This is a genomic window from Pseudomonas sp. 44 R 15 (assembly GCF_900004965.1).
In the GTDB taxonomy this organism is placed as follows: domain Bacteria; phylum Pseudomonadota; class Gammaproteobacteria; order Pseudomonadales; family Pseudomonadaceae; genus Aquipseudomonas; species Aquipseudomonas orientalis_A.
Genome location: NZ_CVTU01000064.1, coordinates 85,099 through 101,978, shown reverse-complemented (window position 1 = coordinate 101,978; position 16,880 = coordinate 85,099). Strand labels below are relative to the sequence as shown.

The window sequence follows — 16,880 nt, the reverse complement described above, 5'->3', positions numbered from 1 at the left end:
AGGAATAATGGCCAGCACTCAATCGCGCAATGGCTGGATTGTCTGGCTGACCTTTGCCATCGGCTTGCTGCTCAGCGTTTCACCGCTGCCGCAATTCATGGAAATTCTGCGGCCGCTGTGGCTGGCCCTGCTGTTGGCGTTCTGGTCGTTGAACCTGCCGCACAAAGTGGGCATGGTCACGGCGATGTGCCTGGGCTTGGCGGAGGATGTGCTCTATGGCACCTTGCTGGGCCAGAATGCGCTGATCCTGACCCTGATTACGTTCCTGGTGCTGTCGTTGCAGCAGCGCTTGCGCATGTTCCCGATGTGGCAGCAGTGCCTGGTGATCCTGGTGATCTTCGGCCTGGCGCAGCTCGTTCAACTCTGGCTCAGTGCCTTGACCGGCAATCGCCAGCCCACCCTGGCACTGGTGTTGCCGGCGCTGGTCAGCGCATTGCTGTGGCCCTGGGTCAGTTTCGGCCTGCGTGGGTTACGTCGTCGCTATAAAATCAATTGATGGATTGCGAGGCTCTGCCTGGTTATCGAACCCTACAGGGAGAGTCTGCAGTGAATATGCTTTATCTGGCCTCGGGCTCCCCGCGGCGACGTGAGTTGTTGACCCAGATCGGTGTGCCTTTCACCGTGGTCAGCGCCGCCATCGATGAAACGCCTCTCACACACGAAACCCCTGTGGCTTATGTCGAGCGCCTGGCGCGAAGCAAGGGCGCGGCGGGTTTGGCTGCGCTCGAGCAAACCACAGGCATCTGCGTATTGGGCGCCGACACGGCGGTTATCGTCGATGGCAAGATCCTTGGCAAGCCGGTGGATCAGGCCGATGCCTTGGCCATGTTGATGGCCCTGGCAGGGCGTGAGCATGAAGTCCTCACGGCCGTTGCCCTGACCGACGGCCAGCGCTGTGAAACCCGGTGTGTCAGCAGCCGAGTCATTTTTCGCGACATTTCTGTCCAAGAAGCGACGGCCTACTGGCACAGCGGCGAACCCCGGGACAAGGCTGGCGGCTATGCTATCCAGGGGCTTGGCTCGGTGTTCGTGAGCGGGCTCAATGGCAGCTATTCCGCCGTGGTCGGCCTGCCGGTGTGCGAAACCGCGCAACTGCTGGGCCAATTCGGCATACCCTGTTGGCAAAACCTTAACGCGTGCTGAGCGCTTCTACTTTCGCGCCAAGCCATTAGCGGTCGGTCACTATTGTGAAAACGCCTGAACGAGACCCAGCCATGAGTGAAGAGATTCTGATCAATATCACGCCGATGGAATCGCGCGTGGCGGTGGTAGAGAACGGTGTTCTGCAAGAAGTGCATGTGGAACGTACCCAGAAGCGCGGGATCGTCGGCAATATCTATAAAGGCAAGGTGGTACGCGTATTACCGGGCATGCAGGCGGCCTTCGTCGACATCGGCCTGGACCGCGCCGCGTTTATCCATGCCTCGGAAATCTCCCTGCGCGAAGGCCCGGCGGTGGAAAGCATCAGCGCCCTGGTGCACGAAGGGCAGAGCCTGGTGGTGCAGGTCACCAAGGACCCCATCGGCTCCAAGGGCGCCCGGCTCACCACTCAACTGTCGATTCCTTCGCGGTACCTGGTGTATATGCCGCGTACCGCCCATGTGGGGATTTCCCTCAAAATCGAAGATGAAGCCGAGCGCGAGCGCCTGAAGAAGGTGGTCAGCGACTGCGTGGCCGCCGAAGGCATCAAGGAAGCCGGTGGTTTTATCCTGCGCACCGCCGCCGAAGGCGCGGGCGCCGATGAAATCCTGATGGATATCCGCTACCTGCGGCGGCTGTGGGACCAGATCGCGGCGCAGATCCAGACCATTGGCGCGCCCAGCGTGATCTATGAAGACCTCGGCCTGGCGTTGCGTACCTTGCGCGATCTGGTCAGCCCGAAGATCGAGAAAATTCGCATCGACTCGCGGGAAACCTTCCAGCGCACCACGCAATTTGTCGCCGAGCTGATGCCGGAAATTGCCGACCGCCTGGAGCACTATCCGGGCGAGCGGCCGATCTTCGACCTGTATGGCGTCGAAGACGAAATCCAGAAAGCCCTGGAGCGCAAGGTCCCGCTCAAATCCGGCGGTTATCTGGTGGTGGACCCGGCGGAAGCCATGACCACCATTGACGTCAACACCGGCGCGTTCGTGGGCCACCGTAACCTCGAAGAAACCATCTTCAAGACCAACCTCGAAGCGGCCACCGCGATTGCGCGCCAACTGCGCCTGCGCAACCTGGGCGGCATCATCATCATCGACTTCATCGACATGGAAGATGGCGAGCACCAGCGCCAGGTCCTGCGCACCCTCGAAAAGCAGCTGGAGCGCGACCACGCCAAGACCAACATCATTGGCATCACCGAGCTGGGCCTGGTGCAGATGACCCGCAAGCGCACCCGCGAAAGCCTTGAACAAGTGCTGTGCGAGCCCTGCAGCAGTTGCCAGGGCCGCGGCAAATTGAAGACCCCGGAAACGGTTTGCTACGAGATTTTCCGCGAAATTCTACGGGAAGCACGCGCCTACCAGGCCGAAGGTTATAGAGTGCTCGCCAACCAGAAAGTGGTAGACCGCCTGCTGGATGAAGAGTCGGGTAACGTCGCTGAACTGGAGGGCTTTATCGGGCGCACCATTCGTTTTCAGGTCGAAACCATGTACTCCCAGGAACAATACGACGTGGTGCTGCTCTGATCCCCATTCGCTTTCTCTTTTCGAGACCGACAGGCGCAGACCTGCGGTCCGACCACTGCCTTGAGGGTCGCCTGACATGGAGCGTCTGATACGCTTTTTTGCCGCTTTGACCCGTTGGGGACTGGGCCTGTGTGCGTTGCTGCTGGTAGTGGCGGCGGTGTACGTGAGCCTGGGCCGTGAATTGACCCCGCTGGTGGCCGAATACCGCGCTGAAGTCGAAGCCAAGGCCCAGGTTGCCGTACAGATGCCTGTGCATATTGGCAGCCTCGAAGGCCGCTGGAGCGGATTTGCGCCAATACTGCTGGCCCATGACGTGATGGTCGGGGAGGGCAGCAGTGCGTTGCGGCTGGACCAGGTTGAGGTGGTGCCCGACCTCTGGGCCAGCCTGATGGCCCGTGAAGTGCGCATCGCCCACCTGCAAGTCAGCGGCTTGCAGTTGAGCGTCAAGGAAGACAAGGACGGTCGCTGGGCGCTGCAAGGCTTGCCCATACAGGACGACCAGCCACTGGACCCGGAGCAACTGCTCACCCGCATGCAAATGGTCAAGCGCGTATCGGTGCTCGACAGCCAGGTGACGCTGCAACCGTTCGACCGCGCGCCGGTGACCGTGACGTATGTAGGCCTGAACCTGCACACCGGCACGACCCGGCAACGCGTGGACGCGCGCCTGACATTACCCGACGGCCAACCGCTGGCCTTGAGCCTGCGCAGCCGCATGCGCGCCAGCCAATGGAAAGACGCCGAGGTCGAGGCCTACCTGAGCCTGCCTCAAAGCGACTGGGCCAAGTGGATTCCGTCCCGGCTGACCCAGCAATGGAAGCTCACCCAGCTCAAGGCCGGCGGTGAGTTCTGGCTCAATTGGGCCAACGGCACCGTACAGAGCGCCGTGGTGCGCCTCGATTCACCGCAAGTCAAAGGCAGCTACGCCGAGCGTAAGCCGGTACACATCGAGAACCTCGCCCTGACCGCTTATGTGCAACGCAGCGACGGCGGCCTCAAGGTGCTGTTTGATTCGCTGGCGATGAATATCGGCGAAACCCGCTGGGAATCACGCCTGCAACTGCAGCAGAACCTGGCGACCGATAAAGATCAGGAAGTGTGGAAACTTCAGGCCGACCGGCTCGACCTGACCCCCATCACGCCCTTGCTCAATGCCCTGGCACCGCTGCCGGAAGGTTTCGCCAAGGCCGTCGAGCACCTCAAAGCCACCGGCCTGTTGCGCAATGTGCTCGTGGACTTCCGCCCACAGGACAGCACCGATCAGAAAGTCAGTTTTGCCGCCAACCTTGAGCGTGTCGGTTTTGACGCGTATTTCGGCGCACCGGCCGCGCGCAATGTGTCCGGCAGCATCAGCGGCGACCTGGGCCATGGCGAGTTGCGCATGGACAGCAAGGACTTTTCCCTGCATCTGTCGCCGATCTTCGCCAAGCCCTGGCAGTACATCCAGGCCAATGCGCGCCTGACCTGGACGCTGGACAAACAGGGCTTCACGCTCATCGCACCGTATATCAAGGTGCTGGGGGAGGAAGGCAAGGTCGCTGCGGACTTCCTGATTCGCCTGCATTTCGACCATAGCCAGGAGGACTACATGGACCTGCGGGTCGGCATGGTCGATGGCGATGGTCGTTTCACCCCCAAGTATCTGCCCGCCGTGTTGAGCCCGGCGCTGGATGAGTGGTTGCGCACGGCGATCCTCAAAGGCGCGGTAGACGAAGGATTCTTCCAGTACCAGGGCTCGCTGAGCCACAACGCGCTGCCGGCTTCACGCAATATCAGCCTGTTCTTCAAGGTGCACGATGCCGAGTTGGCGTTCCAGCCGGGCTGGCCCCATGTGAGCAAGGTCAAGGGTGAGGTATTTGTCGAGGAGAGCGGCGTGCGCATCCTGGCCAGCAAGGGTCAGTTGCTCGATACCCAGGTCAAGGACGTCTACGTCAATATCCCTCACGCGCCGGCCGGCCAAGACAGCCACCTGCTGCTCACCGGCGGATTCTCCGGTGGGTTGGGCGATGGTCTGAAAATCCTCCAGGAAGCCCCGATCGGCACCGCCTCCACCTTTGCGGGCTGGAAGGGCGAGGGCAACCTGCAAGGCAGCCTGGACCTGGATGTGCCGCTGGCCAAGGGCACCGAACCCAAAATCGTGGTCGACTTCAAGACCGACAAGGCGCGCCTGCAATTGGCGGAGCCCACCCTGGACCTGACCCAGCTCAAGGGCGATTTCCGTTTCGACAGCGCCAAAGGCTTGAGCGGCCAGAATATTTCGGCCCAGGCGTTTGACCGCCCGATCACCGCGCAGATTTTTGCCGAAGGCAAGCCCGGCGCCATCAGCACCCGCGTCACCGCCAAGGGGCAGGTCACGGTCAAGCGGCTCACGGACTGGCTGAAAATCAGCCAGCCGCTGCCGGTGTCCGGCGATATCCCGTACCAGTTGCAAGTCATCCTGGACGGCGCGGACAGTCAGCTGATGGTCGACTCCAATCTCAAGGGCGTTGCGGTTGATTTGCCGGCGCCATTCGGCATGCCGGCGAGCCAGGGCCGTGACAGTACGTTCCGCATGACCTTGCAGGGCGCTGAGCGGCGTTACTGGTTTGATTACGGTGAGCTGGCCAATTTCACCTTTGCGGCGCCGTCGGATAATTTCAATGATGGACGCGGCGAATTGTTCCTCGGCAATGGCGATGCGGTATTACCCGGCGCCAAGGGGCTGCGCGTTCGCGGGGTGCTCTCAGAACTGGATATCGACCCGTGGAAAAAACTCGCGAACCGTTACGCGGGTAACGATCCGGGCGGCAGTGCCAAGCAACTGCTCAGTGGCGCCGATTTCAAGGTGGGCAAGCTGACCGGCTTTGGTACTCAATTCGACCAGGTCAAACTGCAGCTGGATCGCAAGCCCGTGGCCTGGGGCCTGCAGTTCGACAGCCAGCAAGCCAAGGGCACGGTGAATCTGCCGGATGCCAAGGGCGCGCCCATTGCCGTCAACCTGCAATACGTGAAGCTGCCCGCCGTGGACCCTACCGTGCAGGCTGACGAGAACGCGCCGGACCCATTGGCCGATGTCGACCCCAAGGAAATTCCTGCGCTGGATATCGCCATCGACCAACTGTTCCAGGGCCCGGACCTGGTGGGCGCGTGGTCGCTGAAAATCCGCCCGACCGCCAGGGGCATGGCCTTCAACAACCTGAACCTGGGCCTCAAGGGCATGCAACTCAACGGGGCCGGTGGTTGGGAAGGCGCGCCGGGGGCCAGCAGCAGTTGGTACAAGGGACGACTGGACGGCAAGAACATTGCCGACGTGCTCAAGGGGTGGGGGTTTGCGCCCACGGTGACCAGCGAGGACTTTCATCTGGACGTGGATGGTCGCTGGCCGGGCTCGCCCGCCTGGGTCGGGCCCAAGCGGTTCTCCGGTAGCCTGGACGCAGCGTTCCGTAGAGGCCAGTTCGTGGAAGTGGAGGGTGGTGCCCAGGCGCTGCGGGTGTTCGGCCTGCTTAACTTCAATTCCATTGGCCGCCGTTTGCGCCTGGACTTCTCCGACTTGCTCGGCAAGGGCTTGAGCTATGACCGGGTCAAGGGTTTGCTGGCGGCCAGTGACGGTGTGTTCGTGACCCGTGAGCCCATCACCATGACCGGGCCGTCCACCAACCTGGAACTCAATGGCACCCTGGACCTGGTGGCGGATCGCGTCGATGCCAAGTTGCTGGTGACCCTGCCGGTCACCAACAACCTGCCCATTGCGGCGTTGATCGTCGGCGCGCCGGCCATTGGCGGTGCGTTGTTCCTGATCGACAAGTTGATCGGCGACCGGGTATCGCGCTTCGCCAGCGTGCAGTACACCGTGCAAGGCCCATGGAAAGACCCGAAAATCACCTTCGACAAGCCATTTGAAAAGCCAAACTGAGAGGCTGTGGAGTAGCATGGCCGCATGTCCTTTACGGAGTGTCGGCCCATGTCCTTTGCGGTAATTCAAATGGTCAGCCAGCGTGATGTGCCGGCTAACCTGGCCCAGGCACGCCGCCTGCTGGAACGCGCGGCGGCGGATGGCGCCAGGCTCGCGGTACTGCCGGAGAACTTTGCCGCCATGGGCCGCCGTGACATGGCCGATATCGGTCGCGCCGAGGCAATGGGTGAAGGTCCGATCCTGCCCTGGTTGAAACAGACCGCCCGCGACCTCACCTTATGGATAGTGGCGGGCACAATACCGTTGCCACCCAGGGATCAACCGGACGCCAAGCCCAACGCCTGCTCGCTGCTGATCGACGACCGCGGTGAAGTCGTCGCTCGTTACGACAAGCTGCACTTGTTCGACGTGGATGTAGCGGACGCCCGAGGTCGCTATCGCGAATCCGACGACTATGCTTTCGGAAGCAATGTGGTCGTGGCGGATACGCCCGTGGGGCGCCTGGGGCTGACGGTGTGTTACGACCTGCGCTTCCCCGAGTTGTACAGCGAGTTGCGTGCGGCGGGGGCTGAATTGATCAGTGCGCCGTCGGCGTTTACGGCGGTAACCGGCGCAGCGCATTGGGATGTGCTGATTCGCGCGCGGGCCATCGAGACCCAGTGTTATCTGCTGGCGGCCGCCCAGGGCGGTGTACACCCGGGGCCACGGGAAACCCATGGGCACGCGGCGATTATCGACCCTTGGGGGCGCGTGCTGGCCCGGCAGGATCAAGGCGAAGCGGTGCTGGTGGCCGCACGCGACAGCAGTGAACAGGCGTCGATACGGGCGCGCATGCCGGTGGTCAACCATCGGCGCTTTTTCTCGCAGGGCGCACAGCGACCTGCTTCAGAACGATGAATTTAAGGCCAAACCTATGAGCGAGTTGTTGTCCTCAGTCAGTGAACATCTCCTGGCACCCGGTGGCGTGACCATCGAAAATCTGCAAACCGTGCTGGGCGATCTGGCCGGGCCAGGGATCGACGCGGCCGACCTGTATTTCCAGGGGCAGATTTCCGAGTCCTGGGCGCTGGAAGACGGCATCGTCAAGGAAGGCAGTTTCAACCTTGACCAGGGTGTAGGGGTTCGCGCGCAATCGGGCGAAAAAACCGGTTTTGCCTACAGCAACGCGATTACCCTGGAGGCCCTGGGCCTGGCGGCGCGTGCGGCGCGTTCGATTTCCCGCGCAGGCCAGAACGGCACGGTGCAGGCGTTCAGTACCCAGGACGTGGCTCAGTTGTACGCGCCGGATAATCCGCTGGAAGTGATCAGCCGCGCGGAGAAGGTCGAGCTGCTCAAGCGTGTTGACGCGGCTACTCGTGCCCTCGACCCGCGTATCCAGCAGGTCACCGTGAGCATGGCCGGCGTGTGGGAGCGCATCCTTGTCGCGTCCACCGACGGCGGGCTGGCGGCGGATGTACGGCCACTGGTGCGTTTCAACGTCAGTGTGATCGTCGAGCAGAACGGTCGCCGCGAACGCGGTGGCCATGGCGGCGGCGGGCGTACCGACTACCGTTATTTCCTCGCTGAAGACCGCGCCATGGGTTACGCCCGTGAAGCGCTGCGCCAGGCACTGGTCAACCTGGAAGCGATTCCTGCGCCGGCCGGTACCTTGCCGGTGGTGCTGGGCTCGGGCTGGTCCGGTGTGTTGCTGCACGAAGCCGTAGGGCATGGGCTGGAAGGCGACTTCAACCGCAAGGGCAGTTCGGCCTATAGCGGGCGCATGGGCGAGATGGTCGCATCCAAGCTGTGCACCATTGTCGATGACGGCACCCTGGCCGGTCGCCGGGGTTCGTTAAGTGTGGATGACGAGGGCACGCCGACGGAGTGCACCACCCTGATCGAAAACGGCGTGCTCAAGGGCTACATGCAGGACAAGCTCAACGCCCGGCTGATGGGCGTGGCGCGCACCGGCAACGGTCGCCGCGAATCCTATGCCCACCTGCCGATGCCACGCATGACCAACACCTACATGCTCGGGGGTGAAAGCGATCCGGCAGAAATCATTGCCTCGGTGAAGCGCGGCATCTACTGCGCCAACCTCGGTGGCGGGCAGGTGGATATCACCAGCGGCAAGTTCGTGTTCTCCACCAGCGAGGCGTACTTGATCGAAGACGGCAAGATTACCGCACCGGTCAAGGGCGCTACATTGATCGGTAATGGGCCGGAGGCCATGAGCAAGGTGTCGATGGTGGGTAACGACCTGTCGCTGGACAGCGGCGTGGGCACGTGCGGGAAGGATGGGCAGTCGGTGCCGGTGGGCGTGGGCCAGCCAACCTTGAAAATCGATGCGATCACCGTGGGTGGCACGGGGTCGTAAGCCGTGGAGCTTCGGGTGGCGAAGGTCGCCACCCGGGGAAGAGGATCAGCGCAGACCGCGTTGAGTCTCGTCCAGCTCACGGATGTATTTGAAGATTTTACGGCTGGTGGCAGGCGCCTTGTTATGCGCCTGTTCGTGTTGGGCCTGACGGATCAGGGAGCGCAATTGCTGGCGGTCCGCTTCCGGATAGTCCAATACGAATTTTTCCAGCACGGCGTCATCGCCCGAGATCAGGCGGTCACGCCAGCGTTCCAGGTTATGGAAGCGTTCGTTGTACTGGCGAGTGGAGGCATCGGTTTGATCGAGCAAGGCCAGAATGGCGTCAGTGTCCTGATCGCGCATCAGCTTGCCGATAAACATGATGTGCCGTTTGCGCGCGATATTCGCGGTGTGCTTAGGCGCATCGGCCAAGGCCCGACGCATTTCGTCGGTCAGTGGCAGTTTGGCAATCAAGTCTTTCTTGAGCGTTGTAAGGCGCTCGCCAAGGTCAACCAGAGCATGCAGCTCGCGTTTGACCTGGGTTTTGCTTTTCTCCCCATCGAGGGAGTCGTCGTAAGAATCAACCATGGTGGCAGTCCGCAAAGAAACGCCGCCATGATAACCAGTCGGGGGCCGCTTGTCCGGCCCGGTCGCTCGACGGCCTTAACCGAGAGCAGAATTTGAGTGGAGAACACCATGAGTGCAGCCCAAAGCGTCGGTCCGCAAGCGTTACCGGCACTGCAGGAACAAGTCGAGCAGATCCTTGCCGAGGCCAAGCGCCAGGGGGCCAGCGCCTGTGAAGTAGCGGTGTCGCTGGAGCAGGGGCTGTCGACGTCGGTACGTCAGCGGGAAGTGGAAACCGTCGAATTCAACCGCGACCAGGGGTTCGGCATTACCTTGTACGTGGGCCAGCGCAAGGGCTCGGCCAGCACGTCGGCCAGCGGCCCGGAGGCGATTCGCGAGACCGTCGCCGCTGCTTTGGCAATCGCCAAGCACACCTCTGAGGATGAAAGCTCGGGCTTGGCCGACAAAGCGTTGATGGCCAAGGACTTGCAGGATTTCGATCTGTTCCACGCCTGGGACATCACGCCCGAGCAAGCCATCGAGCAGGCGCTGACCTGCGAAGCGGCAGCGTTCGACGCCGATGCTCGCATCAAGAACGCCGACGGCACCACGCTGAGCACCCATCAGGGTTGCCGTGTGTACGGCAACAGCCATGGTTTTATCGGGGGCTATGCGTCCACCCGTCACAGCCTGAGCTGCGTGATGATCGCTGAAGCCAATGGCCAGATGCAGCGGGATTACTGGTACGACGTGAATCGTCAGGGTGAGTTGCTGGCAGATCCGGTAAGCATTGGCCAGCGCGCTGCGCAGCGTGCAGCCAGTCGCCTGGGCGCCCGCCCGGTACCCACGTGCGAGGTGCCGGTGCTGTTTTCCGCCGAATTGGCCGGTGGCCTGTTCGGCAGTTTCCTCGGGGCGATTTCCGGCGGCAACCTCTATCGCAAGTCTTCGTTCCTGGAAGGCGCGATCGGCCAGCAGCTGTTCCCTGAATGGCTGACCATCGATGAGCGTCCGCACCTCATGCGCGCCATGGGCAGCGCCTCGTTCGACGGCGATGGCCTGGCCACTTACGCCAAGCCGTTCGTCGAGAAAGGCGAGTTGGTGTCTTATGTATTGGGCACCTACGCGGGCCGCAAGCTTGGCCTGCCCAGCACCGCCAACTCCGGCGGCGTCCATAACCTGTTCGTGACCCATGGCGATGAAGACCAGGCGGCCCTGTTGCGTCGCATGGGCCGCGGCCTGCTGGTGACCGAATTGATGGGCCACGGCCTGAACATGGTGACGGGTGACTATTCCCGTGGCGCGGCGGGATTCTGGGTGGAAAACGGCGAGATTCAGTTCGCCGTCCAGGAAGTGACCATCGCCGGCAACATGCGCGATATGTTCAAGCAGATCGTTGCCGTGGGTAACGATCTGGAGCTGCGCAGCAATATCCGCACCGGCTCCGTGTTGATTGAACGGATGACTGTCGCCGGCAGCTGACCTGCGACGCTTCACCAAAAAGGCGCGCCATCTCGATGATGGCGCGCCTTTTTTTGTGGCTCTGTGAGGCAGGATCGACCCACTGTTCTTGTTTTGATTCTCAATATCATTTAATAATGAATATCATTACTGGATGAGTGTGGATCATGAGTTCTGTCTTGCGTGAGGACCCGTACCTGGAAAGTTGGCGCTGGATGAGTCGGCAGATCCGCTGCGGGCTCGACCCCAATGAACCTCGCCTGATCGAACATTACCTCAATGAGGGGCGGTACCTGGCGTGTTGCACCGCAACGCACCCGTGGACAATCGCCGAAACCTCATTTCGCCTGCTCATCGACACCGCCAACGATGTCGCGCTGCCGTGGCATTGGCGCGCCCTGTGTCTGGACCAGGCCTGGCGCCCGCTGCGTGACCTGGAAAAACTCTCCCACTGCGCCTGCCGGCTCAAGCGCTGGCAGGCCTTTGCCTGGCAATTGGCGACCTGCCAATTGCTGCCATCCCTCTCTTTCTCCGACCTGGTGCAAGGATCAAATGATGAGTAACACCCGTATCGAACGCGACAGCATGGGCGAACTGCAAGTCCCCGCCGAAGCCCTGTACGGCGCGCAAACCCAGCGCGCGGTGAACAACTTTCCGATCAGCCATCAGCGCATGCCGGCGCAATTCGTTCGCGCGCTCATCCTGGCCAAAGCCGCCGCAGCCAGGGCCAACGTCGACCTCAAGCAAATCAGCGAAGGGCAGGGCAAGGCCATTGTCGATGCCGCCCAGGGTCTGTTGGAAGGCGACTACATGCAGCACTTCCCGGTGGATATTTTCCAGACCGGCTCCGGTACCAGTTCCAACATGAACGCCAACGAAGTGATCGCAACCCTGGCCAGTCGCTTGCTGGGCGAGGTGGTAAACCCCAACGACCACGTCAACTGCGGGCAAAGCAGTAACGACATCATTCCTACCACCATTCATGTCAGCGCCGCGCTGGTGCTGCACGAGCAGACGCTGCCGGCCTTGCTGCACCTGGTGCAGGTGATCGAGCAAAAAGCCGAAGCGGTTCACCCGTTCATCAAGACCGGGCGCACCCACTTGATGGATGCCATGCCTGTGCGCATGAGCCAGGTGCTCAATGGTTGGGCGCAGCAACTCAAGGCCAATATCGGCCACTTGCAGGACCTGCTGCCGGCGCTGCAGGCGCTGGCCCAGGGTGGCACGGCCGTAGGCACCGGCATCAACGCCCACCCTGAGTTTGCCGCACGCTTCAGCGGGCACCTGAGCCACCTGACCCAGGTGAAGTTCACGCCGGGCAAGAACCTGTTTGCGTTGATTGGCTCCCAGGACACCGCCGTCGCCGTCTCCGGCCAGTTGAAAGCCACTGCGGTGTCGCTGATGAAGATCGCCAATGACCTGCGCTGGATGAACTCCGGTCCACTGGCAGGCCTGGGCGAAATCGAACTGGAGGCGCTGCAGCCGGGTTCTTCGATCATGCCGGGCAAGGTCAATCCGGTAATCCCCGAGGCCACGGCCATGGTGGCCGCGCAAGTCATCGGCAACGATACGGTGATTACCGTGGCCGGCCAATCGGGCAACTTCGAACTGAACGTGATGCTGCCGATCATCGCCCAGAACCTGCTCAGCAGCCTGGAGCTGCTGGCCAACGCCAGCCGTTTGCTGGCAGACAAGGCCATCGCAAGCTTCAAGGTCAACGAAGCGAAGCTCAAGGAAGCATTGTCGCGCAACCCGATTCTGGTCACCGCCCTCAACCCGATCATTGGTTACCAAAAGGCCGCCGAAATCGCCAAGCAGGCTTATCAGCAGGGCCGTCCGGTGATCGATGTCGCCCTCGAACACACCGACTTGCCGCGCAGCCAACTGGAAGTCCTGCTGGACCCGGAAAAGCTCACGGCAGGCGGCGTGTGATCATCGACCCCGCTTTGGAGGTTCACCATGGAGCACTGGAAACGCACGATCGAACGGGCCAATCGCTGCTTTATGGCAGGCGAGCTGGTTGACGCCCGTGAGGCCTACCTGCAAGCCCTGGCCCTGGCCCAAGTGTTGTTCGAACGCTGGGCGGATGCCGACGAAGCGGTGGCGGCTTGCGTTATCTCCCACCACAACCTGGCAGACCTGCACCTGCGTCTCAACCAGCCTGAGGAAAGCGCGGAATACCTCTGCGCCATTCACCAACGGCTGCTGCAGACCATGCAGGACCCACGGCTCAGTCCGCAGTTGCGTGAGGCAGCGCTGCGCCAGAGCAGCAAAACCTATGTCGAACTGTTGAATTTCATCAGCGATCACGGCGAATACCCGCGCACCCATCGTTTGCTGGGCGGTGCTGCGACGCAACCGACCCCCTCTCAATATGGAGCACATTGATATGACCTACACCCTGCCGGCCCTGCCTTATGCCTTTGACGCCCTCGAACCCCATATCGATGCGCAAACCATGGAAATTCACTACACCAAGCATCACCAGACGTACATCAATAATCTCAATGCTGCGGTCGAGGGCACTGAGTTTGCGGGCTGGCCGGTGGAGAAGCTGGTGTCCAGCGTTGAAAAACTCCCGGAGAAACTGCGCACTGCCGTGGTCAACCAGGGAGGCGGCCATGCCAACCACTCGCTGTTCTGGGCGGTCATGTCGCCGACGGGTGGCGGAAAATCCGAGGGTGTTCTGGGCCGGGCCATCGACGAGCAGTTGGGGGGCTTCGACAGCTTCAAAGAGGCTTTTACCAAGGCGGCGTTGACCCGCTTCGGCAGCGGCTGGGCCTGGTTGAGTGTGACCCCGCAAAAGACCTTGGTGGTGGAAAGCAGCGGTAACCAGGATAGCCCGTTGATGAGCGGCAATACGCCGATCCTCGGCCTGGACGTCTGGGAACACGCCTACTACCTGCTGTATCAAAACCGACGACCGGAGTACATCAATGCATTCTATAGCGTCATCAACTGGCCCGAGGTTGCCGCACGCTACCAGGCTGCATTGGCCTGATATTCACTCCACAACAAGACCTAAGGCCGACCATGGGCACTGAAACACTGGCGATCAGCAGCGTGCGATTATTTCGCTACGCATTTGGCTCCCTGCTTCTATTAGTCGGTACGGCTTTGCTGGTGGCTCATGGCCTGGCCTGGCTCGACCTGGAGCCGCGCATCTTGCGAGCGCTGCAGGGCGGGGCGATCTGTGCGCTCGGTACTGCGCTGGGCGCGGTGCCGGTGCTGGTGATTCGCCGTATGCCGGCGGCGTTGAGCGATACCCTGCTGGGTTTTGGTGCGGGGGTCATGCTGGCGGCGACCGCCTTTTCGCTGGTGGTGCCGGGTATTGCCGCCGCAGAAAACCTCGGGCTCACGCCCTGGGGGGCGGGAGGCTTGATCAGCTTCGGCATCATGATGGGGGCGTTCGGGCTGTATCTTGTCGACCGCAAGGTCTCGGGCGCCAGCCCGGAAATGCTGGTGGGCACGCCGGATAAGCCGGTGATCCCGCCGCGTATCTGGCTCTTTGTGTTCGCCATCATTGCCCACAACATCCCGGAAGGCATGGCCGTGGGTGTTTCTGCCGGCGGCGGCATGGCGGATGCCGACAGCCTCGCCATGGGCATTGCCCTGCAGGACGTACCGGAAGGCCTGGTGATTGCGCTGGTATTGGCAGGGGCGGGGATGTCGCGGATAAAGGCGTTTCTGATTGGCGCCGCCTCGGGGTTGGTCGAGCCCGTCTTTGCCGTGTTATGCGCGTGGTTGGTGAGCCTTGCCGAAGTGCTGCTGCCCTTGGGCCTGGCACTCGCTGCGGGGGCGATGCTGCTGGTGGTGACCCATGAGGTCATCCCTGAGTCACGCCGCAACGGTCACGACAAGCTCGCCAGCCTGGGATTGTGCATCGGGTTTTGCTTGATGATGGTGATGGATACGGCGTTGGGATAGCAGGAGCGAGCCAGTTCGCTCCCGCAAGAGGAAGGCGTTATTCGCCCTCGTCGAAGTAGTTGTTGATCAGCGCGACTAACGCGTCCATCGCTTCCTGCTCTTGTTCACCCTCGGTTTTCAGATGGATTTTGGTGCCCTTGCCTGCGGCGAGCATCATCATTGCCATGATGCTCTTGCCGTCGACCATCGATTCAGGGTCACGCCCGGCGCGGATCTGGCAGGGGAACCGCCCGGCGACACCGACAAACTTGGCTGATGCGCGGGCGTGCAAGCCCAGCTTGTTGATGATTTCAATTTCCCGAGCCGGCATCGCAGTGGTGTTCCTTTCAGCTAAGGTCGCGGTGGCGAACCTGGACGTTCTTGAGGGTTTGTTGCAGCACCTGGCCCAGTCGCTCCGTCAGATAGACGGAACGGTGGTGGCCTCCGGTGCAGCCGATGGCAATGGTGACATAGGCGCGGTTGCTGGCAGCAAAGCGCGGCAACCATTTGAGCAGGTAGGTGGAGATATCCTGGAACATATCTTCCACATCCGGTTGTGCCGCCAGGTAGTCGATCACGGGTTGGTCAAGCCCGGACTGATCGCGCAACTCCGGTTTCCAATAGGGATTGGGCAGGCACCGCACGTCGAACACCAGGTCGGCGTCCACCGGCATGCCGCGCTTGAAGCCAAACGACTCGACCAGAAACGCCGTGCCAGGCTCCGGCTGGTTCAGCAATCGCAGCTTGATCGCATCGCGCAGTTGGTACAGGTTCAGGTTGGTGGTGTTGATCTTGAGGTCAGCCAGATCGATGATCGGCCCCAGCAGTTTGGTTTCGTCCTCGATGGCTTCGGCCAGGGAACGATTGGCGCTGCTGAGCGGGTGACGTCGACGGGTTTCGGAGAACCGCTTGAGCAGGGTTTCCTCGTCGGCGTCCAGGTACAGCACGTCGCAATGAATATGCTTGGCGCGCACCTCCTCAAGCAGTTCGGGGAACCGTGAGAGGTGGCTGGGCAGGTTACGGGCGTCGATCGACACAGCGACCAGCGGTTGCGCCAGTTCGGTGTGGATCAGGGCGCGTTCCGCCAATTCCGGCAGCAAGCCGGCGGGCAGGTTATCGATGCAATAGAAGCCGCTGTCTTCAAGAACGTTAAGCGCAGTGCTCTTACCCGAGCCGGAACGGCCGCTGACGATGATCAAACGCATGATTACTGCCCGCTTTGCTCATCCAGGACGACCTGATACAGCGCCTCGTTACTGCTGGCGCTGCGCAATTTGTCGCGCACTTCCTTACGGTCGAGCATGCTGGCGATCTGCCGGAGCAGCTCCAGGTGGGCATCGGTGGCGGCTTGTGGGACCAGCAGAACGAACAGCAGGTCGACCGGGGCGCCGTCGATGGCATCGAAATCGATAGGGTGATCCAGGTGCAGCAAAGCGCTGACCGGTGTTTCGCAGCCTTTGAGGCGGCAGTGGGGGATGGCGATGCCGTTGCCAAAACCGGTCGAACCGAGTTTTTCACGGGCAATCAGCGCCTCGAATACATCTTGCATCTCCAGTTCAGGCACTTGGCTGCTGATCAGATTGGCAATTTGCTCGAGGGCTTTCTTCTTGCTGCCGCCCGGCACGTTCACGAGGGAACGGCCGGGGGTCAGGATGGTTTGAAGTTGGATCATGGGGGAGGGTTAACGACCTGTACCTTGCATCAGGTGCAGATTCTTTTCCTTATGCTTTTTGAGTTGGCGGTCAAGCTTGTCGGTGAGCAAGTCGATCGATGCATACATGTCTTCATGCTCGGCATTAGCAACCACTTCGCCACCGGGTATCTGCAGGGTCGCTTCGATTTTCTGCTGAAGCTTGTCGACCTTCATGATGACCTGCACGTTGGTGATCTTGTCGAAATGTCCTTCAAGCTTCTTCAGCTTCAGTTCGACGTATTCGCGCATTGGAGGGGTGACTTCTACATGGTGTCCACTGATGTTGACTTGCATACAGCTTCTCCTTCGTTGCCAGTGCATAAAGCGGCAGGCGAAAAGCGCCTGCCACTGGAACGCTAT

17 protein-coding genes are annotated in these 16,880 nt (G+C 61.4%); 12 read left to right on the top strand and 5 right to left on the bottom strand.

The window, feature by feature from the left end; all coding sequences use genetic code 11:
• The first annotated feature begins 7 nt into the window (after positions 1-7).
• From mreD to tldD, 6 genes are all read left to right on the top strand, one after another.
• Positions 8-496: a rod shape-determining protein MreD gene (gene mreD / locus BFP93_RS07755; RefSeq protein WP_065885772.1), complete on the top strand. Its 489-nt coding sequence runs from the start codon at positions 8-10 to the stop codon at positions 494-496.
• A gap of 50 nt (positions 497-546) precedes the next feature.
• On the top strand, positions 547-1,143 hold the full coding sequence (locus BFP93_RS07750) for a Maf family protein (protein WP_065892650.1): 597 nt from the start codon (positions 547-549) through the stop codon (positions 1,141-1,143).
• Between the two features lie 71 nt (positions 1,144-1,214).
• A complete protein-coding gene (gene rng / locus BFP93_RS07745; protein ID WP_065885774.1) occupies positions 1,215-2,672 on the top strand; it encodes a ribonuclease G in 1,458 nt (485 codons plus the stop codon).
• A gap of 76 nt (positions 2,673-2,748) precedes the next feature.
• Entirely contained in the window at positions 2,749-6,564 is a 3,816-nt protein-coding gene (locus BFP93_RS07740) for a YhdP family protein (RefSeq protein ID WP_065892649.1), read from the top strand.
• Between the two features lie 48 nt (positions 6,565-6,612).
• Entirely contained in the window at positions 6,613-7,461 is an 849-nt protein-coding gene (locus BFP93_RS07735) for a carbon-nitrogen hydrolase family protein (protein WP_065892648.1), read from the top strand.
• Between the two features lie 16 nt (positions 7,462-7,477).
• A complete protein-coding gene (gene tldD, locus BFP93_RS07730; RefSeq protein WP_065892647.1) occupies positions 7,478-8,920 on the top strand; it encodes a metalloprotease TldD in 1,443 nt (480 codons plus the stop codon).
• A 45-nt stretch (positions 8,921-8,965) separates the two neighbouring features.
• Here tldD and yjgA read toward each other — a convergent pair whose 3' ends face one another.
• Positions 8,966-9,487 (bottom strand): ribosome biogenesis factor YjgA, encoded by a 522-nt coding sequence (gene yjgA / locus BFP93_RS07725; protein ID WP_065885777.1) that lies wholly within the window; start codon positions 9,485-9,487, stop codon positions 8,966-8,968.
• A gap of 108 nt (positions 9,488-9,595) precedes the next feature.
• Here yjgA and pmbA point away from each other — a divergent pair, with 108 nt between their 5' ends.
• From pmbA to BFP93_RS07695, 6 genes are all read left to right on the top strand, one after another.
• Positions 9,596-10,942, top strand: coding sequence for a metalloprotease PmbA (pmbA, locus tag BFP93_RS07720; RefSeq protein WP_065885778.1), 1,347 nt, complete (start codon positions 9,596-9,598; stop codon positions 10,940-10,942).
• Positions 10,943-11,088: 146 nt separating this feature from the next.
• The gene (locus BFP93_RS07715) at positions 11,089-11,484 is read left to right on the top strand and encodes a FagA protein (protein WP_065892646.1); all 396 of its coding nucleotides are present in this window, start codon (positions 11,089-11,091) and stop codon (positions 11,482-11,484) included.
• Complete coding sequence (locus BFP93_RS07710; RefSeq protein ID WP_065892645.1) at positions 11,477-12,853, top strand: class II fumarate hydratase; 1,377 nt, start codon at positions 11,477-11,479, stop codon at positions 12,851-12,853. Before BFP93_RS07715 ends, BFP93_RS07710 begins: the two co-directional genes overlap by 8 nt.
• A gap of 27 nt (positions 12,854-12,880) precedes the next feature.
• On the top strand, positions 12,881-13,309 hold the full coding sequence (locus BFP93_RS07705; protein ID WP_065892644.1) for a hypothetical protein: 429 nt from the start codon (positions 12,881-12,883) through the stop codon (positions 13,307-13,309).
• Between the two features lies 1 nt (position 13,310).
• A complete protein-coding gene (locus BFP93_RS07700; RefSeq protein ID WP_065892643.1) occupies positions 13,311-13,922 on the top strand; it encodes a superoxide dismutase in 612 nt (203 codons plus the stop codon).
• 32 nt (positions 13,923-13,954) lie between these two features.
• Complete coding sequence (locus BFP93_RS07695) at positions 13,955-14,848, top strand: ZIP family metal transporter (protein ID WP_065892642.1); 894 nt, start codon at positions 13,955-13,957, stop codon at positions 14,846-14,848.
• A 37-nt stretch (positions 14,849-14,885) separates the two neighbouring features.
• Here BFP93_RS07695 and BFP93_RS07690 read toward each other — a convergent pair whose 3' ends face one another.
• The 4 genes from BFP93_RS07690 to hpf are packed head-to-tail and all read right to left on the bottom strand — an operon-like array spanning position 14,886 to position 16,814.
• Positions 14,886-15,158 (bottom strand): HPr family phosphocarrier protein, encoded by a 273-nt coding sequence (locus BFP93_RS07690; RefSeq protein ID WP_065892641.1) that lies wholly within the window; start codon positions 15,156-15,158, stop codon positions 14,886-14,888.
• Positions 15,159-15,174: 16 nt separating this feature from the next.
• A complete protein-coding gene (gene rapZ / locus BFP93_RS07685) occupies positions 15,175-16,032 on the bottom strand; it encodes an RNase adapter RapZ (RefSeq protein WP_065885785.1) in 858 nt (285 codons plus the stop codon).
• A gap of 2 nt (positions 16,033-16,034) precedes the next feature.
• Positions 16,035-16,499 carry a PTS IIA-like nitrogen regulatory protein PtsN gene (gene ptsN, locus BFP93_RS07680; protein ID WP_065885786.1) on the bottom strand — a complete coding sequence of 155 codons (465 nt, stop codon included), beginning with the start codon at positions 16,497-16,499 and terminating at the stop codon, positions 16,035-16,037.
• A 9-nt stretch (positions 16,500-16,508) separates the two neighbouring features.
• A complete protein-coding gene (gene hpf, locus BFP93_RS07675; RefSeq protein ID WP_065885787.1) occupies positions 16,509-16,814 on the bottom strand; it encodes a ribosome hibernation-promoting factor, HPF/YfiA family in 306 nt (101 codons plus the stop codon).
• Positions 16,815-16,880 lie beyond the last annotated feature (66 nt).